Genomic DNA, 23,468 nt, shown 5'->3' on the forward strand with positions numbered 1-23,468 from the left:
GAAAAGGGCTTTAGCCAAAAATTATTTAAAAATTGTGTAGGGCAATTTGGCTTCGAAGGATTGAATTTCGTTAATTAGACCTGATTGCAGCGGAAATACTTTTTGCCCGTGTCATCCTGAGCTTGTCGAAGGATACTTGCTATTGTGTAGATGCTTCGATAAACTCAGCAGGACAACGATGAAAGGCAGAGCGAGCAAAAAGATTATAGCGGAAAGCAGGACTGCAGGAAGATAAGAATACAGGAACTTACTCTTCAAAAGAGTTAAAAAACAAAAGAGAGAAACCTAGCGATTTCTCTCTTTCGAACGAGTTGAAGATGATTAAGCTAAAGCATTTTGCTTAACCACCATCTTCACTTTTTCAAGTGTATAATCTATTTCTTCTTTAGTAGTGTATTTACTGAATGAAAAACGTACCGCAGGGCGATTTGGATCAGCTTTAATACCGTTTAGCACATGTGAGCCAATGTTTGAACCCGATGAACAGGCACTGCCACCAGATGCACAAATACCATTGATATCTAAATTGAACAACAACATATCTGCCATATCCATTTCTGGAAAAGAAACGTTCAATACTGTGTACAAACTCTTATCAGCATCAGTTTCGCCGTTAAAAGCTATACCTGGAACTTCGGCAATTAGCTGTGCTTTCATGTAATCTTTCAGTTCTTGTACATGTTTTTGATGCGCCTCCATTTCTGTATAGGCAATTTCTAAAGCTTTTGCCAAGCCCACAATTCCGTACACATTTTCGGTACCGCCACGCATATTACGCTCTTGGGCACCACCATAAATCATTGGTGGAATCTTGATACTATTATTCACATACAAGAAACCTACACCTTTTGGCCCGTGCAATTTATGTGCAGCACAAACAATGAAATGCGCCTTCAACTGACGAACATCATGCGTATAATGCCCCATAGTTTGCACGGTATCTGCGTGATAAATCGCATTGTATTTTTCACACAAATCGCCTACTTTTTGCATATCGGTTAACGTACCTAACTCGTTATTGGCATGCATTAAGGAAACAAAAGTACGGTCGTTGTTTTGCAACAATTCTTCTAAATGCGCATAATCAACGTTACCTTTTTCATCTATATTAACAAAACTTAATTTATCGATAACACCGTCTTTAAGCAACATATTTAAGGTATGCTCTACTGCATGATGCTCAATTTTAGAAGTGATAGCATGCTTAATACCATAAGCAGCAATTCCACAACGGATAGCTGTATTATCAGCCTCTGTACCACCAGAAGTAAAGAAAATTTCGGAAGGCGATGCATTTAACAGCGTAGCCACCGTTTTACGTGCTTTCTCTACCAAAGTTCTCACCTCACGTCCCAAGGCATGTATTGCAGATGGATTTCCAAAGTAATTCGTCATTACATTGGTCATCTCTGCAACTACAACCGGATCGAGCGGTGTGGTAGCGGCATTGTCTAAATAAACTCGTTTCATTTTTATAAGTGTGTTAGTTTTTATTCAGTGGTCAGGTATCAGTAGACAGTTGTCAGTTAAACAATTTACCGATTCCAACAATTAACCCCTTAGCTTATCTGCAATATCTCCTTAATATCAGAGATGATTTTCTGTGCCAAGTTTTCGGCTGTAGTTTCATTCTCTGCTTCGCTGTAAATACGGATAATAGGTTCAGTGTTTGACCTACGCAAATGTACCCATTCTTTATCAAATTCAATTTTCAACCCATCAATGGTGCTATATGGCTGTTTTTGATACTTTTCTTCTACCTTTTTCAACAAGGCATCTATATCCATATCAGGCGTAAGTGTAATCTTATTTTTTGAAATATGATAAGATGGATAACTTGCTCTCAATACCGAAATAGGCTTTCCAAATTTAGCTAAATGTGATAAAAACAAAGCAATACCAACTAAAGCATCTCTACCATAATGTGATTCTGGATAGATGATACCACCGTTACCTTCTCCACCAATGATCGCATTGGTAGCCTTCATTTGGTTAACTACGTTTACCTCTCCTACTGCCGCAGCGTTATATTGCTGCCCAGCTTTTTCTGTTACATCTCTTAATGCTCTTGTAGAAGAAAGATTCGAAACTGTATTACCTGGCGTATTTTTCAATACGTAATCAGCCACAGCAACCAAAGTATATTCCTCACCAAACATAGAGCCATCTTCGTTAACTAAAGCCAATCTGTCTACATCTGGGTCTACTACAATACCTAAATCAGCATTTTTTTGCTGAACAACCTTTGCAATCTCCGTCAAGTTTTCAGGAAGTGGTTCTGGATTATGAGGAAATTGTCCGTTTGGCTCACAGTAAAGCTCGTAAACAGTTTCTATACCTAGCGCTTTCAACAAAGGTGGGAGAAAAATACCACCTGTAGAATTTACACAGTCAATAGCTACTTTGAAATTTGCTTTTTTAATGGCTTCAACATCTACCAAAGGCAGTGCTAAAATCGCATCAATATGTTTTTGAATGTACGTATCATCTTTTCTAACTTGTCCAAGTTCATCAACCTCAGCAAAGCTGAAATCTGAATTTTCGGCTATCTCTAAAACCTCTTTACCATCAGTATCACTAATGAATTCACCTTTGGCGTTTAAAAGTTTTAGGGCGTTCCATTGCTTCGGGTTATGACTTGCAGTAAGTATAATTCCGCCTGCGGCTTGCTCTAAAGGAACTGCAATTTCTACGGTAGGCGTAGTAGAAAGACCAAGGTCAATAACTTCGATACCTAAACCTTGTAGCGTACCTATTACCAAGTTATTCACCATTTCGCCCGAAATACGAGCATCACGGCCAATTACTATTCGTTTATGTTCAGCTTTGCTGATTACCCAAGAACCAAAAGCCGCCGTAAATTTTACAACATCAATTGGAGTTAAACCATCGCCAGCCTTGCCGCCAATAGTACCCCTAATACCAGAGATAGATTTAATTAAAGTCAAGTTGAATATTTTTTGTCCAAAATTAAGAAAAATTAGCGGTGCGCTAAACATATATCGACTATTTACGAGGTATATTTGACTTACTACAAACGTTTGTGCTTATTTTTATTTCTATTACTGTGCATTAAAACAAAATAGATTTGATTTAATAGAGCATAAAGAACAAAAGACGCTAGCAACTAATGGCTTAATCAAAAAAACAATACAAACGTTTGTGTTCTTTCTAAGTTAAATCCATTTTATGCCTACACTAAACCAAAGTAATTCAACCTAAAAGTTAAAAGTTGCTTTCTATAAACCAATGATACTTTTTAATTATATTTACATGATATAACTTTTTGCAACATTATTGCATAAACGCTATATTTGCCGACTTAAAATCAAGTAAAAATGCAGCGCAAATGGTTTCAATATTGGTTTAATTCGCCATACTACCACATTCTTTATGGCAACCGAAATGATGAAGAAGCAGAATTGCTAATTGATAATCTATTGGCTCATTTGAAACCAAAGGCCGATAGTAAAATCATTGATATTGCTTGTGGCAGAGGTAGACACTCTATTTACCTGAACAAAAAAGGTTATGATGTTACTGGCATAGACCTATCTGAGCAGAACATTAAATTTGCACAACAGTTTGAGCAAAAGAACTTGCATTTTTATGTACATGATATGCGCAAGTTGTCCTACATCAACTATTTTGACCTTGCGCTAAATCTTTTCACTAGCTTCGGCTATTTCGAGACAGAGAAAGACCACGTGAATGCCTTAAAAGCATTTAGGAAGAGCATGAAAGGTGATGGAACATTTGTAATTGACTATTTCAATACGCAAAAAATTATCAAAAACTTAACCAGTCAAGAGATTAAAACTATTGATGGTATCGAGTTTCACCTTTCTAAATTCGTATCTGAAGGCAAAATCATCAAACACATCAACTTTGAGCATCGCCTAAAGGATTATGCTTTTGAAGAGAGAGTGCAAGCTTTTTTACTTGAGGATTTTGAAATCATGCTTGAAAAAAGTGGTTTGCAAATCGTAGAGAAATTTGGCAACTACCATTTAGAAGAATTTGATGAGTTGAAATCTGACCGCTTAATTCTAGTTTGCAAGAAAGCATGATGCAAGAACTTTTACAGTTTGATACCGAACTATTCCTGAAAATACATCGTGGATTAAGCAACGATTTTTTTGACTGGATTATGCCTTTGTTGCGCAACCGTTTCTTTTGGTCGCCCCTGTACTTATTTATAGTGATTTTTTGTATCAGACAATATAAAAAAGCTGGTCTATATATTATTGGCGGTGTACTTTTAACTTTTGCTTTGGGAGATGGTATCTCATCAAAAATCATCAAACCAAATGTGGGCAGAATAAGACCTTGTAACGAAGTACTTCTGGCAGACCAAATTATCCATCGTGTACCTTGTGGAAGTGGAAAAAGCTTTCCTTCATCGCATGCAACCAATCATTTCGGCATTGCTGTATTTTTAATAGGAGTTTTCTATCGTAAATGGAAATCAATTTTACCTATCGGGATTATCTGGGCAGCAGCTATCAGTTTTGCGCAAGTTTATGTTGGCGTACACTACCCTATCGACGTTTTTTGTGGGATGATTTTGGGAATATCGCTAGGAATGCTCACCACGGCTATTTATAGATATACGGAAAAAAGGTTCTTAAAACGTACAATTGTAGAAACCACCTAAATCTTAGCAAGTTTAAGCTATAGCATAGAGGTGACACTATATTAATCATATCAACTAATGGAAATCTGGAAGTTTTCGATTTTATTTTTTTCTGCCTTTTTAGGTGGATTGACTATCTTCTTGGTTAAAAACGATAAATCGCAGCTATTAAAACTCATTCTGTCTTTTAGTGGTGCTTATCTTTTCGCAATCACAGTTTTACACCTAATCCCTGATGCTTACCATGGTTCAGATAGCCACGAGATTGGCATTTACATCCTTATTGGCTTCCTACTGCAGATTTTCCTTGAGCAATTTTCGGAAGGGGTGGAACATGGACATATCCACAAACATTCTCATACCCATGCATTTCCGTACGGCATTATGATTAGCTTATGTTTGCATGCTTTTTTAGAAGGTATGCCCTTGGCTAAAGACCATCATAACGAATTTATCTTCGGTATTGCCTTACACCATATTCCTGCTGCTTTTGCATTGGCGAGCATTTTGGTTCAAAATCACATCAAAAAAGGCCCAATTGTATTCTATTTAATTTTATTTGCAATAATGGCACCATTGGGCTACTGGGTAAGTTTAGGCCTAAGTAATGGCTCCTTGGGAGGGATAGAAGCTTACTTCAACAAGATCATGGGCATTGTAATTGGTATCTTCTTACACATATCTACAACTATATTGTTCGAATCTAGCGCCGACCATAAAATCAACAAACGGAAAATGCTGGCAGTATTATTGGGTATCGGTATTGCTCTTATAGGTTTTTTCTCGGGGCACAGCCATTAGATTTGACGATTTTAGATGTACGAATTACGATTTCAATACCAAACATATAGATTTGCCTTCTACCGTAAGTCTGTCAAAAATCTAAAATCGTAAATCCAAACTCGTAAATCATTGTATCTTTGCGCAAATGCAACTAGCTCAACAGGTAAAACATCTAATCAAAAAGGAAATCATTTTAGAATGGCGTTCCAAATACGCATTAAATGGTGTTTTACTTTACGTAGTTTCTACTGTTTTTGTATGCTACATGTCTTTTCAAATTATTGACAAGCTTACATGGAATGCACTTTTTTGGATTATCATGTTATTTGCTTCTATTAATGCGATTGCAAAAAGTTTCCTTCAGGAAAGCAAAGGCCGACAGTTATATATATACACATTAGTAAGTCCAGCGGCACTGATTATTGCCAAAACGCTTTATAACAGCTTATTGATGATTGTATTAACAGTCATCGCTCTGCTATTCTATTCCCTAGTATTCGATTTTCCAGAAGGAGCTGATATATTGATGTATTTTATTGCGGCAGTGCTTGGGAGCCTAAGCTTTTCTACCATTTTCACGATGGTATCCGCTATTGCCTCAAAAACTGGAAATGGTGGTATGCTAATGGCCATTTTAAGCTTTCCTATCATCATCCCTGTACTCATTGTATTAATAAAATTTGCTAAAAATGCGATGGATGGCTTAGATAGGTCGGTAAGTTTAGACGAAATAGGACTTTTGGCTGTGATAAATGTAATCGTAATGACGGTAGCTTTATTGTTATTTCCTTACCTTTGGCGAGATTAAAACAAATGATTAAATGAGAGAATTTTGAATGAGTAAATGTTAAGGCACACGTCTGTCACTATTCAATCATTCAAAACTTAATCATTCAAAATTTAAATACTTATGCACAGAATTTGGTGGAAGATATTAGCCGCTGTTTTAGTAATCTATACCTCAATTGCGGGTTTGCTATTAGAAGTACCCAGATTAGCTATCCTAAACGAAACAATCAGGAACCTATATTTCCACGTACCCATGTGGTTTGCCATGGTTGTACTTTTCACCATTTCTGTTTGGTATAGTGTAAGGTCTCTAAGCACACAAAGTGAAGCTGATGATATTAGAGCGGTAGAAAGTGCAAATGCAGGGATCATTTTCGGGATTTTAGGCATTGTAACTGGAGCCGTTTGGGCAAAATTTACATGGGGACAGTTTTGGAGTTTCGACCCTAAACAGAACTTTGCTGCCATCTCTTTACTTTTATACTTTGCCTACTTTGTGTTACGCAACGCGATAGACGAAGAACAGAAACGAGCTAAAATTGCTGCCATTTACAATATTTTTGCATTTCCAATGATGGTGGTATTACTTTTTGTACTACCCCGCCTACAAGACTCTTTACACCCTGGTAATGGCGGAAATCCAGGTTTTAACAGCTACGATTTAGATAGCAGAATGCGTATGGTATTCTACCCTGCTTGCTTAGGTTGGATATTGGTGGGCTACTGGGTTTACACACTTCGTTTCAGAACAAAAATTTTAGAAAACAAACAACTTTAACAACAATGAAGAAGCTTTTAACTATACTTATTTTACTTTTCTCTTCACTTAATTTATTAGCTCAAAACAACGATATTGAGATGGCAGACCGACTGCGTGAAGATGGGAAAATTTACATTGTAGTGATTTGTATCGTCATTATTTTATTTGGTTTATTGATTTATCTTTTCTTGTTAGATAAACGTTTAAAATTGTTAGAAAAAAAATCTGATCCCAAAAACTAATTTTAAACACTGTACAAACATTTTTTTGAACCGAAACGTTATAGTGTTTACCATACACTAAGAAAAATATTCTTGCAAGAATGGTTTATTTTACTGCAATTTTGCAGCCGTAAAAGCATAAAACCAAAAAATTTAAAAAATGGCTAGTACAGCAAATGAAACAAGTTTTTTTACCGATGTGTGTAAAAACTTCGACAGTGCCGCAAAGTTCACTTCACACCCTGAGGGTTTGTTGGCACAAATTAAAGCATGTAACAGTGTATACCGTTTTCAATTTCCAATTCGTAGAGGAAACGGCTTTGAAGTAATTGACGCATGGCGTGTAGAGCACTCGCACCACATGAGCCCTACCAAGGGTGGTATTCGTTACAGCGATATGGTAAACGAAGACGAAGTGATGGCTCTTGCAGCGCTAATGACATATAAATGTGCTATCGTAAATGTACCGTTCGGCGGTGCTAAAGGCGGTATCTGCATCAATCCAAAAAACTATACTGTTGCCGAGTTAGAAACCATCACTCGTCGTTACACAACAGAGTTAATTAAGAAAAATTTTATCGGTCCTGGTATCGACGTTCCCGCTCCTGATTACGGTTCTGGAGAACGCGAAATGAGCTGGATTGCAGACACCTATATGACCATGAACCCAGGTTCTTTAGATGCATTAGGTTGTGTTACCGGTAAGCCTATCGCCTTACACGGTATCCGTGGTCGTAAAGAAGCAACTGGTCGTGGCGTAGCCTACGCAGTTCGCGAGTGTGTTAGCCACGCTGATGACATGAAAAAATTAGGCCTTACTGCTGGCTTAGAAGGCAAGAGAGTTATTGTACAAGGTTTGGGTAACGTAGGTTATCACTCAGCTAAATTCTTAATTGAATTCGGTGCTACCGTTGTAGGTATCTGCGAATATGAAGGAGCAATTTACAATGCTAATGGATTTGATATCGATGATGTTTTTGCTCACCGTAAAAGCACTGGCTCTCTGCTAGGTTTCGCAGGTGCAACTGGCTTCAAAAACTCTGCTGAAGGTTTAGAGCAGGATTGTGATATCTTGGTACCCGCAGCATTAGAGAACCAAATTACTGTAGATAACATCCGTAACATTAAAGCTAAAGTGATTGCTGAAGGCGCAAACGGACCATGTACTCCAGAAGCTGAAGAAATTTTCACAGAAATGGGTGGTATCATTATTCCAGATATGTATTGCAACGCTGGTGGTGTAACTGTTTCTTATTTCGAGTGGTTGAAAAACCTTTCACACGTAGCTTTTGGCCGTATGGAAAATCGCTATGCAGAAAACTCAAATGCAAACTTAATTAACACATTAGAGAGCTTAACAGGAAAGACCATTCCAGCTGAGAACCGTTTAATGATTGTTAAAGGTGCATCAGAATTAGAGTTAGTAAATTCAGGTTTAGAAGATACTATGATTCATTCTTACCGTGAAATCAGAGAAACTTTAATCAACAAGCCAGAAGTTAAAACTTTAAGAACAGCAGCTTTCGTGAATTCAATTGATAAAATTGCCGTTTCATACATGAACTTAGGCGTTTGGCCTTAGACTGATTCTAAATAAAACAAAGCCCCGTAATTTATATGTTACGGGGCTTTTTTGTTTATCAATTGATTGTCACGTTATGCTTTAGAAAGGCCCCGAAATAGCTGACCTTCTTTTGTTTTTCTATCTTTGTTTGCTGTATTTCAAAATCACACCAAATGAGAAAAAGTGCCATCATCGGTTTAATCACAATTGCAATCTGCATTGGATTTTTAGTTAGCTTAAATGCTGATACCGATTCTTACTCAAACTTTAAAGAAGCTACCGAATCGCAAAGAGAAGAACATGTAATGGGCTACTGGGAGAAAAGCCAAGGCATGTATTATGATGCGGTAAAAGATCCAAACCATTTTGCTTTCTTCATGAAAGACGAGTCTGGCACAGTCAATAAAGTAGTTCTTAATGGCTCTAAACCTCAAGATTTTGAACGGTCTGAGAAATTGGTGCTGATTGGCAAAATGGAGAACAATACCTTCTATGCTTCTAAAATTCTAATGAAATGTCCTTCTAAATACAATGATAATATGGTTGAAGTAAACCAAGACGGAACAGTTAAAGAAATCAAAGAGGGCGTTAAAGAGAGTCTTAAAAGCACAAAAGAATCTAAATCTTAATGGATATTCAGTTTATTGGAGAGAACCTCCTTCCGGGCAAGTTAGGCCAATTTTTCATCGTACTTTCGTTTGGCGCATCACTACTTTCTACCATCGCGTATTTTTTTGCTACTAAAAATAAAAACTTAGAAGACCGTTCTTGGACTAAATTGGGAAGAATTGGTTTTGGGGTTAATGTGATCAGCATTATTGGAATTGGTGCTACCCTGTTCTACCTTATCTTAAATCATTACAACGAATATAATTACGTTTATTCTCACTCATCTAAAGAATTACCAGTTTACTACATCGTTTCCGCTTTTTGGGAAGGACAAGAAGGTAGTTTCTGGTTGTGGGCGTTTTGGCAATCTTTGTTAGGTGTTATTCTAATCTGGAAAGCTAAATCTTGGGAAAATGGCGTAATGACCATTGTAGCACTTTCACAAGTATTTTTGACCTCAATGTTATTGGGAGTAGAAATTTTTGGTGCTCGTGTTGGTTCATCTCCTTTTATCTTACTAAGAGATGCGGTAAACTTGAAGGACATGGCTCCTATTTTTGCCGACCCTGAAAACTTCAAAAACTATCTAAGCTTCATTACTGATGGTCGTGGTTTAAACCCTTTGTTACAAAACTACTGGATGGTGATACACCCGCCAACGTTATTCTTAGGCTTTGCGAGTATGATTGTTCCTTTTGCTTATGGCATCGCTGCTTTATGGCAAAGACGTTATAAAGATTGGGTTAAACCTGTATTGCCTTGGGTGTCTTTTGCTATCATGATTTTAGGTGCAGGTATTGTAATGGGCTCATTCTGGGCTTACGAAGCACTTAACTTTGGTGGTTTCTGGGCTTGGGACCCCGTAGAAAACGCTTCTATTATTCCTTGGTTAACTTTAATTGGTGGTTTACACGTAATTATTGCCTATAAAAATACCGGCCATGCTTATTTCACAGCAATGGCTTTGATTTTAGTAAGTTTCATTTTAGTATTATACGCTTCTTTCTTAACCAGAAGTGGAATTTTAGGAGAAACTTCGGTTCACTCATTCACCGATTTAGGAATGTTCTGGCAATTGGTTATCTACATTGGAGTGTTTTTAGCTATTTCCATTTTCTGTGTTGCCTATAGATGGAAAGAATTGCCAATTACGCACAAAGATGAAGAAACCTACTCTCGTGAGTTCTGGATGTTCATTGGTGCTTTAGTAGTTACTGTTTCTTGTATCCATATCATCTTCGCTACGTCAGTTCCAGTATTTAATGCAGCTTTCGGAACTAATTATGCACCTATTAAAGACGCAGTAAGATTTTACAACCAATGGCAAGCTCCTTTTGCGGTGTTAATTGCATTAATTTCAGGGTTCTCTCAATTTTTGAAGTATAAACGCACCGACCCTAAGAAATTCTACAGTAGTTTAATTTCCTCTATTGTTTTTGCCTTAGTTATCACTGGTGGATTAGTATGGGTAACTGGTATTTACAGTAACCTAATGTACATTATCCTTACGTTCAGTTGTATTTTTGCAGTAATTGCTAATGCTAGGTTACTTACTGGTGTATTTACTAAACGAGGAAGCAAACTAGCTGGTTCGGCAACTGCACACATCGGCTTTGCCATCTTGTTAATTGGCGCCTTAGTTGCCGCAGCTACAAGCAATCCAATTTCTATTAACGCAACCAACTATATTCCTGTTAAGGATTTTGAAAAAGCAGCTAAGCCTGGCGAAAACATCATGTTATATAAGAACGAGCCTAAGAAAATGGGCAAGTACACCGTTACTTATATCAGCGACACTACCATTCAGCCAAATACTTATTACAAGTTGAACTTTAGAGTAATTGACGAAGAAAATGGCAAGGTAAAGGAAGATTTTACACTTAACCCGAGTATCCAAGAAAATGGAAAAATGGGTTTAATTGCTTCTCCAGATACTAAACATTACTTATTCAAAGATATTTACACCCACATTACCAGCGCTGCACAGAAAAAAGAAGAACACGCTGACCACGAAGGGCACACAGAAGAAGAGAACTATAAAGCTCCTCGTATTGTTGCGCTAAAAGTTGGTGATACAGTTCATACTAGCAGTGGTATCCTAACGGTAAAATCATTAAACAATAAACCTATTGTTAGAGATTTAAAGATAGAAAAAGAAGACTTAGCAGTAAGTTTACCTTTAGAAATCAACGTGAGTGGCAAAATTTATAACGTAGAACCGCTATTCTTAATTAAAGGCAATAATACTTTTGATTTTGCCCGTAAAATTGACGAACTAGGTTTTAGAGTTAGATTTACTAAAATTATCCCTGAAGAGAATAAATTTGAGCTCCAGATTTTTGAGAAACCTCAACAAGCTAAAGACTGGTTAGTATTTAAGTCTATCGAATTCCCATATATCAACTTATATTGGATTGGTACTATCGTAATGGTCATTGGTTTCTTGATTTCTATCATCAGAAGAAAAAAAGAACTGAAAACAGATTAATGCGAGTATCTATCATAGGTTCGGGAAATGTAGCTACACACATAGCCAAAGCGCTGAGGAATGCGAATGTAACATTGCTCAATATTTGGTCGTACAACTTAGAAAACGCTCAAATGTTAGCCAACAAAGTTGATGCTATTGCCGTTACCAAGCTTTCTCAAATTAATACTGATGATAGTGACGCTGTACTGATCTCGGTGAAAGACGATGCCATTGCAACAGTGGCTTCACAATTAGTGAACTATAGCGGATTAATTGCCCATACTTCTGGAGCTGTTACTATAGATGTATTGTCAAATCACAAAAACTATGGTGTGTTCTATCCGCTGCAAACTTTCTCCAAACATAAAGAGTTAGATTTCGGCAATGTTCCACTTTGTTTAGAGGCAAATGATACGAGTAATCTTGATTCGCTGAAACAACTGGCTAAGCTGATCAGTAAAAGTGTTTACGAAGTAGATAGCGAGCAAAGAAAGACCTTGCATTTGGCAGCTGTGTTTGCCTGTAATTTTCCTAACTACCTTTATGGCGTTGCACAACAGTTATTAGCACAAAATCATTTGGATTTCGATATCATTAAACCTTTGATTATCGAAACTGCCAACAAAATACAAACTGCGCTACCTATGGAAGTACAAACTGGTCCAGCGGTAAGAAATGATGAGCAGACCTTAAAAAAACATGAAGGAATGCTTCAAGAACATCCCGAATGGTTAACAATATATAAATTACTAAGCGAGCAGATTAAAAAAGGGTAAATCATACTGTTTTTTAGTTTTAGCTGCTTACTTTTGCACTGAATTATGAGTATTTTCAAACTAAAGATAAATTTCGAAGAAGAAGGAAAAGAGCCTATCGAGCTACCTATTGCCGCTGGTGAAGATGTTTTAGATGTAGTATTGGATAATGGCATTAAGTTACAACATAACTGTGGTGGCGTTTGCGGATGTAGCACTTGCCACATCTACGTAACCAAAGGAATGGACAACATTCAGGAAATCTCTGAAAAGGAAGAAGACTTTGTTGACCGTGCGGTTAGACCAAAAATCACTTCAAGATTAGCGTGTCAGTGCGTAGTTTTAGATGGCGATATTGAAATTACCGTACCAGACCAATCAGGGTTTTTAGGACACTAAACAATTTCCAGTTAACAGTGGTCAGGTATCAGTTAACCGATTAATCCAAAAACAGTTAATCAAATTAAAACATTTCAACTTTACAAAAATGAACAACGATAAATTTGCCTTACCGATTCAGTGGAATGACATTGAAGATATTGCTTTAGAGCTTTATGAGAAATTTGGTGATGATTTTAACGAGGCAAAAATCTACAGAATTAGGTTTACCGAATTGATTGAATGGGTGTTAGAATTACCAAACTTTGCCGGTACAAGAGAGCAATGCACCGAAGGTCATTTAGAACAAATTCAATCTGCTTGGGTTTACGAGTGGAGAGATAATCAGTAATCGAGTTAAGAGTTACGTATTAAAAGTCGAATCTATAAAACCCGTAACCCAACCCGTAACCCACAACTAACATGCTTCAAAACCTTAAAAACATCACCACCTTTATTTTTGATGTGGACGGCGTACTTACCAACGGAACGGTTATTGCAACCGAAAGTGGTGAATTATTACGCTCTTTCAACATTAAAGATGGTTATGCGCTACAATTAGCGGCTAAAAAAGGTTACCATGTTTGTATCATATCTGGTGGTAGAGGAATTGCTTTGAGCAAGCGTTTCGAAGGCTTAGGCATAGCTGATGTTTTTTTAGGTGTAGATGATAAAGTAGAAGTCTTCAACAATTACATCCAACGAAAAGGAATCAGTCCTTATCAGGTACTATATATGGGCGATGACATTCCTGATGCTGAAGTGATGAAATTGGTAGGTATTGCCACCTGCCCTGCCGATGCGGTAGAAGAAATTAAAGCAATTGCCCATTACATTTCCCCAAAAAATGGTGGCGACGCTGCTGCTAGAGATGTGATAGAAAAAGTACTGAAAGTTCAGTACAACTGGAACGGCGACACCCCATCTGCAGCCGAAGCAAGCAAGTAAATGTTAAATTTGGTGAACTGTTTATTCGCTTTAACTGTTTAACTGAACATTAAATCCCAAACTGATCTCTGACAATTTGCCCCTGTCCCCTACCATTAACATTATTTAACAAATAATTCTTTTTCATCCATTAAACTTATGCAGTTTCTTTTACTCAAAGAAGAAACTTAAAAAACATTGGGGATGAAACCATTCCAATTTATTGGCATAGCTTCATTTCATCACAATCAAAACTTAAAAGATGAAAAAATTAATGATGATTTGCGGGCTATTATTTAGCATGATAGCATTTGCTCAAGCACAACCCGGTCAAGGCAGACCAGCTGGCGGCCTAGGTGGACGTATGGGTATGAACCCAGAAGCTAGGGTTAAACAATTGGATGAAAAATTGAAATTATCTGATGATCAGAAAACAAAGTTAACTGCAATTTTTACCGACCAAGCTGATGCTCAAAAGAAATTACGTGAGGAAAGCATTGGAGATAGACAAGCGATGATGGAGAAAATGCAGAAACAAAGAGCTGAACTTGAAACTAAAATTACCGCAGTTTTAACTGAAGACCAAAAGAAAACCTATAAAGCAATGCTTGATGAGCAAAGAGCAGAAATGGAAAAAAGAATGAAGGAGCGACAAGGTGGAAATTAATTAACGAATTAAATGATAAAACAAAGCGGCTATTTGCCGCTTTTGTTATTTTTGAAGAATTATAAAAGTATTCCAAATAAAAAAAACAACAAGCAATTAAGATAGATTACGTATAATTCTCTTTTAATGCTGTAATTTAAAATACCAAAACATGCTAAAGCTTACCGCACCAATTATACTCGCTTCAAAATCTCCAAGACGACAAGAACTTTTAACCTTAATGGGATTGAAGTTTTCTGTGGAGCTAAAAGACGTAGATGAGAGTTATCCTGAAACTTTAAGTGCTCCAGAAATTGCGGTGTATATTGCGGAGAAAAAGGCTAAAGCATTCGTTGCTAACCCTGATGAAATTATTATTACCGCAGATACTATTGTAGCTATTAACGGAGAAATATTAGGCAAACCACAAAACCATATGGAAGCCCAAGAAATGCTTGGAAAACTATCTGGCAATCAGCACGAAGTTTATACAGGCGTAAGCATCAATTATAATGGGAAAATAGTGTCATTCTATGACCAAACAGAAGTCTTCTGTCGCGTTTTAAATACCGAGGAGATTAACTACTATATTGATCATTACCAACCATTTGATAAAGCTGGTAGCTACGGCGTACAAGATTGGTTTGGCCTAACTGTAGTAGAAAAACTAAATGGTTCTTACACGAATGTAATGGGTTTACCAACCGAAAAGCTTTATCAATATTTATTGAAAATCTAGTAGTTCAAATTCTTTAGAGGAACTCGGGTAACTTCTACGTCTTCTTTATTAGTCGCATAAGAAACGTACAAATATTCTTTCCAAACAACAGATTTTGGATAACTATAGCCAATACGCTTATATTTCCCTTCGTATCTTAAAGGCTGTAAATCTTTGTCTCCACTGCGTAGTAAAAAAGCTTTATCAAACAACATTCCATCCTTGCTTAACGTTAGCACCAATGGGATACGGGTTTTGTTACCAGACGGATTACTCACCTGAAAAGCTATCCCATTAGGTAAATTACCAGCACTTTGTTTTGCCCTAGAATCTGGAAAGTTAGTTAACACTGGAGTTGAAAAACTCAAAGCATTATTGTTACTTATGGCTGCCAATTTCTTGTAACTATTGTTTTGGTCTCTAAAAACCATTACCACTTTGCCATCTGGGCGATGATACCAACTCGGTTCCAGCTCCCTGCTCATCCCACTTTTATGAGGAAGGTTTTGCATTTCGCTTCTAGTCCATCCTTCTACCCCATTGGAATTATCAGTAAAATAAGGCTTGGCAATTAATCCTGGTTGTTCATGGAATACAGTTAGTATACGTCCATTAGGCAACGTACGTAAATCTTGTTCTATAATTCCCAGCACAGGCTTACCGTCTTTTCCAAGCACAGGTTTTGGAGAAGACCAATTGATACCATCAGTACTTTCTATGTACAAAGTAATGCCTTGTTTCGGTTCTTTATCCTCTACCATCCATTTACTAACATAGGCAATTAGCGTATTTCCTTTACTCCACCACCCTCCGTTTGTGATTAAGCCACCCTTATTTGAAGCCACCAAAACCTCTGGCTTAGTCCAAGTTTTACCATCCTTACTTTTGCTGTACATGACGCGAGTTTCTATGGCATCCTCGTCTTTTAGCGAGCTTTGCCATTGCGCATATAATTCATCCTTAAACGGAAATAAAACTACGCCATGGTTGTATTTATAATCTTGTTCGCCGGGCTTAAACACGGTTGATGTCTCTATGCCTCTAGCAAAGGGCAAACCTAAAGTACTGACCTGAGTGGTATCAAATAAATTGGCTAAAATGCTAAATGGAGGATTGGATTCTTGCGCATACGATAAACATGACTTCAGTACGAACAAAGCAATCAGCAAACCATATTTAGCGAATCTCATTAAACTTCTAGCCTTTGCTTTTTCACACTAAACAGCAGTAAAAGAGCACCACTCACCAAGACAATCCATCCCCATTGGAAGTGAATAGCTTTACCCAACAAATTATCGGCTAATTTCATCCCAAAGTAATGAGTAGATTTAAAATAAACCGCAGCAGCCATTAACAAAACCCATACAAACATTACTCTGGTTAGCAATCTAAAAGCTTTGAGCTGTCTAATAAAATAACAAAGTGCTGTTATGGCAATAAAAGAGTAGGTGATTAAGAATAAACGAACGTCTGTTTTATACAAACCCCAGTTAATCCATTCGAAAATAATTTTAACTTGTAGGATAGGACAAAAACCTGCCACAAATACTAAGATGAGTCCAATAATAGCCAACGGCTTATTTACAATTAACATGCTAATCTATTTTAAGCTGCTAACTTAATAAATTAGATTGATGTTTGCTTTTGTAGTCGATAATTTTTGGCGCCCATTTCCGGATAACTTCCTCTATTTCGGCTGGTTTAAAAGGCTTTGCAATAAAATCTTGCATGCCAGCTTCTAGGCATTTATCTTTCCCATCGCCCAATGTATTTGCGGTAAGCGCCACCACAACAGGAAATTCGTATACACGATAATGCTTTCTAATTTCGGTAGTGGCTACGGTGCCGTCCATAATAGGCATTTGCATGTCCATAAAAATGAGATCAAAATGCTCTTTCCTTACCATATCCACTGCAAGCTGACCATTAGAAGCTTTTTTACAATCGTAACCTAACTTGCTGAGTGTTTTTGTGATTAGCATTAGGTTAATGTCGTTATCATCTACCACCAATATTTTAAATGGATAATTGGCACACAATTCATTATCTAATATCAATTTAGGCTGTTCCTTAATTACCTTAGGAGACTGTGTTTCGAAGGCCTCTTGAGTAGTAATAAAGAAGGTAAAAGCAGAACCCTTGCCCACCTCACTTTTTACTTTCACTTTTCCACCCATCATGGTAATTAGGTTATAGGCAATATTTAAGCCCAAACCAGTACCTCCGTACTTGCGCATAGTAGAATGATCCATTTGCACAAAGGGCTTAAACAATGATTTGACCCTATCTTCGGCAATACCAATTCCAGTATCTTTAACTACAAAACCTAGGCGGAGGTCTTCATTTTCCATTTTATCGATGATGGTACATTCTAAAACCACACTACCTTTTTCGGTAAACTTTACTGCATTACTTAGAAAATTAAGCAGTACCTGTTTTAAACGCTTTGGATCACCGTAAATAGCGTTAGGTACATTCTTATCTACAGTAAAGTCAATTGACAAGCCTGGTTTAGACTTTTGAAGATGAGCAAAAGCCTCTGCAATTAAATCGCGAATATCTACAGAAGTCTTCTCTAAATGTACTTTCCCGACTTCAATTTTCGAAAAATCTAAAATATCATTTACAATACGCAACAAAGATTCTGCGCTGTCATGTATGGTTTTAGTATATTCTCTCTGTTCGGTACTTAACGAGCCCTGCATTAAAAGGTTAGCCATTCCTAAAACACCGTTCATTGGCGTTCTAATTTCATGACTAATCATTCCTAAATACTCAGTCTTTGCATTGTTTGCAGCCTGTGCATTTAACTTGGCATTATAAATTTCCTTATCGTGCAACAACTGCTCTTCGAGGCTTTTTTGAGAGCGTCTGTAAAAAACAACAACCATAAGCAACACCAAGCTAGCCACACCAACTACAGCGTAACCCAAACGCTCATAAAAAATATCGTTTTGCTGGATTCTTACTTTAAGATCATCACGTTCTAGTTTGATTAACTGGATGAGTAAGGGTTGAGTAAGGCCAATCTCGTCCCCAATAGCTGTTTGAGTTTCAGTAAATGAAGCACCCAACTTTAAAAATGCGGATAGCTGAAAATTATAGAATTTTTCTTCGCTATCTAAACTACTTTTTATTGCTAATGCATCACTCTTATAAACTTCGTTCTCGCCAGAATAGCTTTCTAATATATTTTTCTTCTTAGCCAAATCCTTGAGATAAACCTTTAGGCTATCCCGCAGATTAGTATCCGCCTTGATGAATCCTAGATAAGCATGTCCGGTTTTCTGTAGCACGTCATTTAGCTCTATCAAATTAGCTACATGCTGTTGCTTTTGTTTAAAATAATCGGTATTATCTTTATTATAAATTAGCAAAGCTGCGCCACCGCCAATTATTGCTAATATCAGCAATAGCTTAACGATAAAATTGATAAAAATTTGTTTTGACGCAGGTATGCTCATAAAAAAATCAAAATTGGCTATCCTTTAGTATTAATACCCATTTTATCTGCAAAGTGTGCACAATAATCTCTCAAATCTTCTACTATATTTTGTTCTCCGGTAGCTCTTAAAAAGCTATCTCCCATGGTTTGTAGTGTTTCGTAAAAGAAACGTTTCATCTCATCAACTGGCATATCTTTAGTCCATAAATCTATTCTCATCGAATTTTTATAATTATGGTCCCAAAGTGCTAACATCATAGATTTTGCCGCCATTTGGTCTTTATTCTCAGAATCTGATGATTCCCAAAGAATATTTTCAGGCACATTCTTTTCGTCTAGCTCTACTGTAATTTTTATTTCCGCTTTTTTCATCTTTATAATTTTGTCTTATTGTAACTAACGTATTATCCAAACACACTTATCTTTAATACCAAGACAAAAATTACAGCGAATACTATAACCATGAGCTGCATTAGCCAAAGTCTTGCCAAAGTGGGGATAAATTTTCTAAATATTTGATCGCAAAGAAACGACACAAAAAACACCAACAAACCCAGTGCAATAAAAAGTCCTTTAAACTCATGATTAGCTGGTGCAAGTAACCAATTTTTGTTGATGATTAAACCTACAACTACCATTACGCTAAAAGCAGATACAATGTTTAGCGGAGTTAATTTTATTTTCAATTTATCTACGAGATTTAGGTTTGGATTTATAGTTTCCTTTTGTATTTTTTTTGTTTACAACAGGATACTGCTTTTTCTTTTCATGGAAAGCTCCTTTAAAATCGGGATTATCTTTCCTCTTTTGGGCATCAATTTCCCTTGCTATAGATTGTTTTTCCTCATATGGGGTTTCTTCTATAAAAACCTCGGCTGGAAGTTGATGTTCTGGAATTTGCTGTCTAATCAACTTTTCGATTTTATCGATGTAATAACGCTCGGCTTCATTGTAAAACGTAATAGCCGTTCCTTCATTAAAAGCTCTGCCTGTTCTACCAATTCTGTGTACGTAATCCTCTATAATGATTGGCACATCGAAGTTAATTACATGGCTTACTTCGCTAACATCAATACCCCTAGAGGCCACATCGGTTGCCACCAAAACCCTAATACTACCTTCCTTAAAACTATTGATAGAATTGATTCGGGTATTTTGTCCTTTATTGGCGTGTATTACCCTCACTGCTTCTTCACCTAATCTTCGCGTAATAAAGCTGTTGATATTATCTGCTACAGTTTTCGTCTTACAGAAAATAATCAGTTTCTTAAATTCATCGACGTTTTTCAATAAGCTCTGTAGCAGGTTAATTTTTGTTTTGAAGTTAGGCACTGCATACATCAACTGCGTCACCGTTTTTGCGGGAGTAGCTTGTGCAGCAACTTCAACCGTGAGTGGATTCTTCAGGAAATCTCCAGCAATTTTATGAACCAAATCGCTCATTGTAGCAGAAAAAAGCAAGTTTTGACGCTTGCGAGGAACTACTTCCAGAATTCTATGGATAGAACCGATGAAGCCCATATCCATCATTTTATCTGCCTCGTCTAACACCAAAAATTGTAAGCTACGTGTATTAATATCGCCAGCTAAATACAAATCTAAAAAGCGACCAGGTGTAGCCACCAAAATATCTACACCTTTGGCTATTTGCTCTTTCTGAGTTTTAGGACCTAGACCTCCAAAAATCACGATGGTTCTTAAATCGGTGTATTTAGAGAAAAGTTTTACCTGTTCTTCTATTTGCAAAGCCAGTTCTCTGGTAGGCACTAAAACTAAAGCTCTTGGATTTTCACCCTGTGCAAATTTAAGCTTCATGAGCATAGGCAGCACATAAGCCGCTGTTTTTCCAGTACCCGTTTGGGCAATACCGAACAAATCTTGTCCTGACAATACCGGACCAATCGCTTTCTCTTGTATGGGCGTAGCTTCGGTGAAACCAGCTTCTTCTATGGCGTTCAGTATTTGTCTGTTGAGTTTAAACTCTTCGAATTTTTTTGGCATAGCCGCAAATTTACGATTTATTAGTTGTAAGTCCGAAGTTTACAACCCGAATTCCATAAGATGACACGCCACAAACCAGTATCATTTTATGAAAATGTATGTCACAGCTTTTCAGCAATTTTAGCCCTGCCCTCGCTTCTGCCTATAAAATCGGCATCTCGCTAAGTCAGGTTTAATTAACAAAGGTCTTCACCGAACACTTCCGAACTTCCCTTCCAAACGATCAACTTCCAGACTTCCGGACTTTCTAACTTCTAGACTTTCCTACGTACAAACTTCATATCTCAATACTAATTACTAACTTTACCAGCATGAGTACAATCTTGATAAAAGCAGCTAATATTGTAAATGAAGGGCGAATTTTCACTTCAGATTTATTAATAAAAAACGGAAGAATTGAAAAAATTGCTCCAACAATTGATGCTACAGCAGACTTAGAGATTAATGCTGAAGGCCTACATCTTTTACCCGGAATGATTGATGACCAAGTTCATTTTCGTGAACCTGGCTTAACACATAAAGCAGATATATTTTCGGAAAGTATGGCAGCTGTTGCTGGCGGTATCACTTCATTTATGGAAATGCCCAATACCGTTCCCAACACTTTAACTCAAGATTTACTGGCTGATAAATATGCTATCGCTCAGCTTACCTCATTAGCTAACTATTCATTTTACATGGGCGCCAGTAACGATAACATTGAAGAAGTACTGAAAACGGATGCGAAAAATGTATGTGGCATCAAGGTTTTCATGGGTTCGTCTACAGGAAACATGTTGGTGGATAACGAGAAAACGTTAGAAAATATTTTCAGCAAAGCACCAATGTTGGTGGCTACGCATTGTGAAGACGAAGCCACAATCCGTCATAATTTGGCTACTTACAAAGAAAAGTACGGCGATGATTTGACTATCGAGATGCACCCGCTAATTAGAAGTGCGGAGGCTTGTTACAAATCTTCGTCTTTAGCTGTTGAACTGGCTAAGAGATACGATACGCGTTTACACATCCTTCATATTTCTACGGCAAAAGAAGTAGCTCTATTTGACAATACTTTGGCTTTGGCCGATAAACGAATTACCGCTGAAGCTTGCGTACATCACCTTTGGTTTAACGACGCAGACTATGCTACGAAAGGAAATTTCATTAAATGGAACCCCGCTGTGAAAACCGCAGCAGATCAAGCAGGAATTTTGCAAGGTTTACTAGACAATCACATCGATGTGATTGCTACAGACCATGCGCCTCATACTTTAGAAGAAAAAAACCAAGCTTATGCACAAGCTCCTTCTGGTGGACCTTTAGTGCAACATGCTTTACCTGCTCTATTGGAAATGCACTTACAGGGAAAAATTTCCTTGGAAAAAATTGTAGAAAAGGCGTCTCATAACGTAGCTACCTGCTTTAATTTGAGCGAGCGTGGTTTTGTGAGAGAAGGCTATTGGGCAGATTTAGTATTGGTAGATTTAAATGATACTTTTAAAGTGACCAAATTAAATACCTTGTATAAATGCGGATGGTCGCCATTTGATGGAGAAACTTTCCAAGCAAGCATTACCCACACTTTTGTATCTGGAAATTTAGCTTACCAGAAAGGTAAATTCATGACCAATGAAACAGGTAAAAGGTTAACTTTTAATAGGTAATGAAGAAAGAAGGCAAAAAACTTAACGCCCTCTTTATATACGTCGGTATTGCGGTGCTAATTTTCTCTTTCGGCTTCTTTCCCGACGCCGTTGAAACTTATTACAGCCGATTGCTCTATACTATTACATCAGTTATACAGCGATGTATTGCTTCATTTTTCCCATTTGCCATTGGCGATTTCCTGTATGCACTCTTAATCATTTACGTGCTGCGAAGCGTTCTTGTTTTCATTAGTAAACAAAGAAAAACAAAAACAGACTACTATGTTTTCGGCCTAAAATCTTTGAATTTCATTCTCATTATCTACATCTCCTTCAAATTACTTTGGGGTTTAAACTATTCTAGACCAAGAATTAACGAACAACTTCAAATTAGTGATAAGCCTTACAAGAAAGAACAGTTATTAAAATTAAATGAGTTCCTTTTACAAAAGTTAGATTCTTTGGATAAAGACATAGACACTGCGATACTTAGTTATACACCACAAGAACTTGAGGATATTGCTGCCACATCCTTTAATCAGTTAGCGCAGAACCAACCATTCTTCAGATACAAATATATGGCGGTTAAGCCCGTATTGAGTTCTTGGTTAACTAGCAAAATGGGAATTGAAGGCTATTACAATCCACTTTCTGGAGAAGCAAATATTAACCACGGATTACCTAGTTTCGTTTTGCCTTTTGTTACTTGCCATGAAATTGCGCACCAATTAGGTGTTGCTAAAGAAGATGAAGCTAATTTAGTAGGTTACCTAGCGGCAGTTCACAGCAGTAATAGTCGATTTCAATATTCGGCGTATTACAATATGTTTAGGTATGTGATGTTTGAAATTAGAATGAAATATCCAGAAGACTATAATAACATCATTACTAAAATTCCGGCTTCGATAATGGATAATTTCAAGATAGAGAGGGAATTTTGGGCTCAATACAATGGCGCCATGTCTGTTTACATGGGCAAAACCTTTGATAAAATCTTAAAGCTGAACAATCAACATAAAGGCATTAAAAGCTATCAAGATATTGTGCTTTGGCTGGTGAATTATCATAAAAAAGAGTTGGCAGTTCTCAATTGACAGTTTCCAGTTCCAGCTGCAAATAGTGCCAACTGATAATTGCC

General features: G+C 37.1%; 25 protein-coding genes. 17 read left to right on the forward strand and 8 right to left on the reverse strand.

The window, feature by feature from the left end:
• Window positions 1–321: 321 nt before the first annotated feature.
• Together CRO54_RS09350 and glmM are read right to left on the reverse strand one after the other, a co-directional pair.
• Window positions 322–1,470, reverse strand: a complete 1,149-nt coding sequence (locus CRO54_RS09350) for a cysteine desulfurase family protein (RefSeq protein ID WP_097131288.1) — start codon at window positions 1,468–1,470, stop codon at window positions 322–324.
• Between the two features lie 89 nt (window positions 1,471–1,559).
• On the reverse strand, window positions 1,560–2,948 hold the full coding sequence (gene glmM / locus CRO54_RS09355) for a phosphoglucosamine mutase (protein WP_097132321.1): 1,389 nt from the start codon (window positions 2,946–2,948) through the stop codon (window positions 1,560–1,562).
• Between the two features lie 390 nt (window positions 2,949–3,338).
• Here glmM and CRO54_RS09360 point away from each other — a divergent pair, with 390 nt between their 5' ends.
• The 15 genes from CRO54_RS09360 to CRO54_RS09430 all read left to right on the forward strand — a co-directional run bounded on the left by CRO54_RS09360 (window position 3,339) and on the right by CRO54_RS09430 (window position 15,277).
• Window positions 3,339–4,070, forward strand: a complete 732-nt coding sequence (locus tag CRO54_RS09360) for a class I SAM-dependent methyltransferase (RefSeq protein ID WP_097131290.1) — start codon at window positions 3,339–3,341, stop codon at window positions 4,068–4,070.
• Window positions 4,070–4,657 (forward strand): phosphatase PAP2 family protein, encoded by a 588-nt coding sequence (locus CRO54_RS09365; protein WP_338065626.1) that lies wholly within the window; start codon window positions 4,070–4,072, stop codon window positions 4,655–4,657. Before CRO54_RS09360 ends, CRO54_RS09365 begins: the two co-directional genes overlap by 1 nt.
• A 57-nt stretch (window positions 4,658–4,714) precedes the next feature.
• Complete coding sequence (locus CRO54_RS09370; RefSeq protein WP_097131294.1) at window positions 4,715–5,437, forward strand: ZIP family metal transporter; 723 nt, start codon at window positions 4,715–4,717, stop codon at window positions 5,435–5,437.
• A gap of 127 nt (window positions 5,438–5,564) precedes the next feature.
• Window positions 5,565–6,227, forward strand: a complete 663-nt coding sequence (locus tag CRO54_RS09375) for a heme exporter protein CcmB (protein WP_097131296.1) — start codon at window positions 5,565–5,567, stop codon at window positions 6,225–6,227.
• Window positions 6,228–6,329: 102 nt separating this feature from the next.
• Window positions 6,330–6,986 (forward strand): cytochrome c biogenesis protein CcsA, encoded by a 657-nt coding sequence (ccsA, locus tag CRO54_RS09380; protein WP_097131298.1) that lies wholly within the window; start codon window positions 6,330–6,332, stop codon window positions 6,984–6,986.
• A 5-nt stretch (window positions 6,987–6,991) separates the two neighbouring features.
• Window positions 6,992–7,210: a CcmD family protein gene (locus CRO54_RS09385; RefSeq protein ID WP_097131300.1), complete on the forward strand. Its 219-nt coding sequence runs from the start codon at window positions 6,992–6,994 to the stop codon at window positions 7,208–7,210.
• A gap of 139 nt (window positions 7,211–7,349) precedes the next feature.
• The gene (locus CRO54_RS09390; protein ID WP_097131302.1) at window positions 7,350–8,771 is read left to right on the forward strand and encodes a Glu/Leu/Phe/Val family dehydrogenase; all 1,422 of its coding nucleotides are present in this window, start codon (window positions 7,350–7,352) and stop codon (window positions 8,769–8,771) included.
• A 155-nt stretch (window positions 8,772–8,926) separates the two neighbouring features.
• Window positions 8,927–9,382 (forward strand): cytochrome c maturation protein CcmE domain-containing protein, encoded by a 456-nt coding sequence (locus tag CRO54_RS09395; RefSeq protein WP_097131304.1) that lies wholly within the window; start codon window positions 8,927–8,929, stop codon window positions 9,380–9,382.
• Complete coding sequence (locus tag CRO54_RS09400; RefSeq protein WP_097131306.1) at window positions 9,382–11,850, forward strand: heme lyase CcmF/NrfE family subunit; 2,469 nt, start codon at window positions 9,382–9,384, stop codon at window positions 11,848–11,850. Before CRO54_RS09395 ends, CRO54_RS09400 begins: the two co-directional genes overlap by 1 nt.
• On the forward strand, window positions 11,850–12,608 hold the full coding sequence (locus CRO54_RS09405; protein WP_097131308.1) for a Rossmann-like and DUF2520 domain-containing protein: 759 nt from the start codon (window positions 11,850–11,852) through the stop codon (window positions 12,606–12,608). The genes CRO54_RS09400 and CRO54_RS09405 overlap by 1 nt, the downstream gene beginning before the upstream one ends.
• 45 nt (window positions 12,609–12,653) lie before the next feature.
• Window positions 12,654–12,986 (forward strand): 2Fe-2S iron-sulfur cluster-binding protein, encoded by a 333-nt coding sequence (locus CRO54_RS09410; protein ID WP_097131310.1) that lies wholly within the window; start codon window positions 12,654–12,656, stop codon window positions 12,984–12,986.
• A gap of 88 nt (window positions 12,987–13,074) precedes the next feature.
• The gene (gene iscX / locus CRO54_RS09415) at window positions 13,075–13,317 is read left to right on the forward strand and encodes a Fe-S cluster assembly protein IscX (RefSeq protein ID WP_097131312.1); all 243 of its coding nucleotides are present in this window, start codon (window positions 13,075–13,077) and stop codon (window positions 13,315–13,317) included.
• A gap of 71 nt (window positions 13,318–13,388) precedes the next feature.
• Window positions 13,389–13,913, forward strand: coding sequence for a KdsC family phosphatase (locus tag CRO54_RS09420; protein WP_097131314.1), 525 nt, complete (start codon window positions 13,389–13,391; stop codon window positions 13,911–13,913).
• A gap of 241 nt (window positions 13,914–14,154) precedes the next feature.
• On the forward strand, window positions 14,155–14,559 hold the full coding sequence (locus tag CRO54_RS09425) for a hypothetical protein (protein ID WP_097131316.1): 405 nt from the start codon (window positions 14,155–14,157) through the stop codon (window positions 14,557–14,559).
• A gap of 151 nt (window positions 14,560–14,710) precedes the next feature.
• Window positions 14,711–15,277, forward strand: coding sequence for a Maf family nucleotide pyrophosphatase (locus tag CRO54_RS09430; protein ID WP_097131319.1), 567 nt, complete (start codon window positions 14,711–14,713; stop codon window positions 15,275–15,277).
• Here CRO54_RS09430 and CRO54_RS09435 read toward each other — a convergent pair.
• Genes CRO54_RS09435 through CRO54_RS09460 form a run of 6 tightly spaced genes read right to left on the reverse strand, consistent with a single transcriptional unit; the run spans window position 15,274 to window position 20,702 of the window.
• The gene (locus CRO54_RS09435; RefSeq protein ID WP_097131321.1) at window positions 15,274–16,446 is read right to left on the reverse strand and encodes a sialidase family protein; all 1,173 of its coding nucleotides are present in this window, start codon (window positions 16,444–16,446) and stop codon (window positions 15,274–15,276) included. The two genes, CRO54_RS09430 and CRO54_RS09435, sit on opposite strands and share 4 nt — an antisense overlap.
• The gene (locus CRO54_RS09440; RefSeq protein WP_097131323.1) at window positions 16,446–16,850 is read right to left on the reverse strand and encodes a hypothetical protein; all 405 of its coding nucleotides are present in this window, start codon (window positions 16,848–16,850) and stop codon (window positions 16,446–16,448) included. Before CRO54_RS09440 ends, CRO54_RS09435 begins: the two co-directional genes overlap by 1 nt.
• Window positions 16,851–16,869: 19 nt before the next feature.
• Complete coding sequence (locus CRO54_RS09445) at window positions 16,870–18,720, reverse strand: response regulator (RefSeq protein ID WP_097131325.1); 1,851 nt, start codon at window positions 18,718–18,720, stop codon at window positions 16,870–16,872.
• 17 nt (window positions 18,721–18,737) lie between these two features.
• Entirely contained in the window at window positions 18,738–19,073 is a 336-nt protein-coding gene (gene gldC, locus CRO54_RS09450) for a gliding motility protein GldC (RefSeq protein ID WP_097131327.1), read from the reverse strand.
• 32 nt (window positions 19,074–19,105) lie between these two features.
• Window positions 19,106–19,387, reverse strand: a complete 282-nt coding sequence (locus CRO54_RS09455; RefSeq protein WP_138765794.1) for a hypothetical protein — start codon at window positions 19,385–19,387, stop codon at window positions 19,106–19,108.
• A 1-nt stretch (window position 19,388) separates the two neighbouring features.
• Entirely contained in the window at window positions 19,389–20,702 is a 1,314-nt protein-coding gene (locus CRO54_RS09460; protein ID WP_097131331.1) for a DEAD/DEAH box helicase, read from the reverse strand.
• A 311-nt stretch (window positions 20,703–21,013) separates the two neighbouring features.
• Between CRO54_RS09460 and CRO54_RS09465 the strand changes: the two genes are divergently transcribed.
• Together CRO54_RS09465 and CRO54_RS09470 are read left to right on the forward strand one after the other, a co-directional pair.
• The gene (locus CRO54_RS09465) at window positions 21,014–22,348 is read left to right on the forward strand and encodes a dihydroorotase (RefSeq protein ID WP_097131333.1); all 1,335 of its coding nucleotides are present in this window, start codon (window positions 21,014–21,016) and stop codon (window positions 22,346–22,348) included.
• Window positions 22,348–23,424, forward strand: a complete 1,077-nt coding sequence (locus CRO54_RS09470) for a DUF3810 domain-containing protein (RefSeq protein ID WP_097131335.1) — start codon at window positions 22,348–22,350, stop codon at window positions 23,422–23,424. The genes CRO54_RS09465 and CRO54_RS09470 overlap by 1 nt, the downstream gene beginning before the upstream one ends.
• Window positions 23,425–23,468: the final 44 nt, after the last annotated feature.

The organism is Pedobacter xixiisoli (genome assembly GCF_900215335.1).
In the GTDB taxonomy this organism is placed as follows: domain Bacteria; phylum Bacteroidota; class Bacteroidia; order Sphingobacteriales; family Sphingobacteriaceae; genus Pedobacter; species Pedobacter xixiisoli.

Bases quoted from the DNA above. Each gene is read 5' to 3' on its own strand.
- CRO54_RS09350 (WP_097131288.1), bottom strand. From the start codon at position 1,470: ATGAAACGAGTTTATTTAGACAATGCCGCTACCACACCGCTCGATCCG.
- CRO54_RS09360 (WP_097131290.1), top strand. From the start codon at position 3,339: ATGCAGCGCAAATGGTTTCAATATTGGTTTAATTCGCCATACTACCAC.
- CRO54_RS09365 (WP_338065626.1), top strand. From the start codon at position 4,070: ATGCAAGAACTTTTACAGTTTGATACCGAACTATTCCTGAAAATACAT.
- CRO54_RS09370 (WP_097131294.1), top strand. From the start codon at position 4,715: ATGGAAATCTGGAAGTTTTCGATTTTATTTTTTTCTGCCTTTTTAGGT.
- CRO54_RS09375 (WP_097131296.1), top strand. From the start codon at position 5,565: ATGCAACTAGCTCAACAGGTAAAACATCTAATCAAAAAGGAAATCATT.
- ccsA (WP_097131298.1), top strand. From the start codon at position 6,330: ATGCACAGAATTTGGTGGAAGATATTAGCCGCTGTTTTAGTAATCTAT.
- CRO54_RS09385 (WP_097131300.1), top strand. From the start codon at position 6,992: ATGAAGAAGCTTTTAACTATACTTATTTTACTTTTCTCTTCACTTAAT.
- CRO54_RS09390 (WP_097131302.1), top strand. From the start codon at position 7,350: ATGGCTAGTACAGCAAATGAAACAAGTTTTTTTACCGATGTGTGTAAA.
- CRO54_RS09395 (WP_097131304.1), top strand. From the start codon at position 8,927: ATGAGAAAAAGTGCCATCATCGGTTTAATCACAATTGCAATCTGCATT.
- CRO54_RS09400 (WP_097131306.1), top strand. From the start codon at position 9,382: ATGGATATTCAGTTTATTGGAGAGAACCTCCTTCCGGGCAAGTTAGGC.
- CRO54_RS09405 (WP_097131308.1), top strand. From the start codon at position 11,850: ATGCGAGTATCTATCATAGGTTCGGGAAATGTAGCTACACACATAGCC.
- CRO54_RS09410 (WP_097131310.1), top strand. From the start codon at position 12,654: ATGAGTATTTTCAAACTAAAGATAAATTTCGAAGAAGAAGGAAAAGAG.
- iscX (WP_097131312.1), top strand. From the start codon at position 13,075: ATGAACAACGATAAATTTGCCTTACCGATTCAGTGGAATGACATTGAA.
- CRO54_RS09420 (WP_097131314.1), top strand. From the start codon at position 13,389: ATGCTTCAAAACCTTAAAAACATCACCACCTTTATTTTTGATGTGGAC.
- CRO54_RS09425 (WP_097131316.1), top strand. From the start codon at position 14,155: ATGAAAAAATTAATGATGATTTGCGGGCTATTATTTAGCATGATAGCA.
- CRO54_RS09430 (WP_097131319.1), top strand. From the start codon at position 14,711: ATGCTAAAGCTTACCGCACCAATTATACTCGCTTCAAAATCTCCAAGA.
- CRO54_RS09435 (WP_097131321.1), bottom strand. From the start codon at position 16,446: ATGAGATTCGCTAAATATGGTTTGCTGATTGCTTTGTTCGTACTGAAG.
- CRO54_RS09440 (WP_097131323.1), bottom strand. From the start codon at position 16,850: ATGTTAATTGTAAATAAGCCGTTGGCTATTATTGGACTCATCTTAGTA.
- CRO54_RS09445 (WP_097131325.1), bottom strand. From the start codon at position 18,720: ATGAGCATACCTGCGTCAAAACAAATTTTTATCAATTTTATCGTTAAG.
- gldC (WP_097131327.1), bottom strand. From the start codon at position 19,073: ATGAAAAAAGCGGAAATAAAAATTACAGTAGAGCTAGACGAAAAGAAT.
- CRO54_RS09460 (WP_097131331.1), bottom strand. From the start codon at position 20,702: ATGCCAAAAAAATTCGAAGAGTTTAAACTCAACAGACAAATACTGAAC.
- CRO54_RS09465 (WP_097131333.1), top strand. From the start codon at position 21,014: ATGAGTACAATCTTGATAAAAGCAGCTAATATTGTAAATGAAGGGCGA.
- CRO54_RS09470 (WP_097131335.1), top strand. From the start codon at position 22,348: ATGAAGAAAGAAGGCAAAAAACTTAACGCCCTCTTTATATACGTCGGT.